The 1017-nt window shown below is 62.1% G+C and carries 1 protein-coding gene and 1 tRNA gene; one reads left to right on the top strand and one right to left on the bottom strand.

Translation table 11 applies throughout. The features are described 5' to 3' along the window. Nucleotides 1-294: 294 nt before the first annotated feature. Nucleotides 295-387 (bottom strand) — tRNA-Ser (locus RT460_RS17105). A 139-nt stretch (nucleotides 388-526) separates the two neighbouring features. Between RT460_RS17105 and dnaX the strand changes: the two genes are divergently transcribed. Beyond that, nucleotides 527-1017: DNA polymerase III subunit gamma/tau (gene dnaX / locus RT460_RS17100; RefSeq protein ID WP_313320645.1), on the top strand; the 491-nt coding region annotated here is incomplete at its 3' end.

Raw genomic sequence — 1017 nt, 5'->3', positions numbered from 1 at the left:
ACCCTTCGGGCGGCTGCGCCGTCCCACCGGCTGCGCCGGCGGTCGAACCCGTTGGAGTTCTCATCGCCCATGCTTTCCGTCCAATAACTGAAAAAGCCGCCCACAAGGGACGGCTTTTTCAGTTATCTGGCGGAGAGAGGGGGATTGATTCGGTGCTTCGCACCTTCACCCTTCGGGCGGCTGCGCCGTCCCACCGGCTGCGCCGGCGGTCGAACCCGTTGGGGCTCTCATCGCCCATGCTTTCCCCCGAATAAAAAGAAAAGGCCACCCAATGGGCGGCCTTTTCTTTTTATCTGGCGGAGAGAGGGGGATTCGAACCCCCGAAGCGCGGTTTAGACGCTTACACACTTTCCAGGCGTGCTCCTTCAACCACTCGGACACCTCTCCGGATCCTGCCGCTGTAATGCCTCAGCAGGGGCGCAGATTCTATAGTGACTGGGCGCCGGCCACAAGCACCCTCTGAACAGGGTGCTGGCGGACAGGTCGGCCATGGCACAATGGGGCTTCAGATGAAGACGGTTGCCTGATGTCCTATCTCGTCCTTGCCCGCAAGTGGCGTCCGAAGCGTTTTGCCGAGCTGGTGGGCCAGGAGCACGTGGTCCGTGCGCTCAGCAATGCGCTCGACAGTGGCCGCGTCCACCACGCCTTCCTGTTTACCGGCACCCGGGGTGTCGGCAAGACCACCATTGCCCGTATCTTCGCCAAGTCGCTGAACTGCGAGCAGGGCACCAGTGCCGACCCCTGCGGTCAGTGCCGGGCTTGCCTGGACATCGATGCGGGCCGCTATATCGACCTGCTGGAAATCGATGCCGCGTCCAATACCGGCGTCGATGACGTGCGTGAGGTGATCGAGAACGCCCAGTACATGCCCTCCCGTGGGCAGTACAAGGTCTATCTGATCGACGAAGTGCACATGCTCTCCAAGGCGGCGTTCAATGCGCTGCTGAAGACGCTGGAAGAGCCGCCGGAGCACGTGAAGTTCCTTCTGGCCACCACCGACCCGCAGAAGCTGCCGGT

The organism is Stenotrophomonas sp., assembly GCF_032061965.1.
GTDB lineage: Bacteria > Pseudomonadota > Gammaproteobacteria > Xanthomonadales > Xanthomonadaceae > Stenotrophomonas.
The sequence above is the reverse complement of the archived record's forward strand: the minus strand, read 5'-3'. Positions and strand labels throughout refer to the sequence as shown.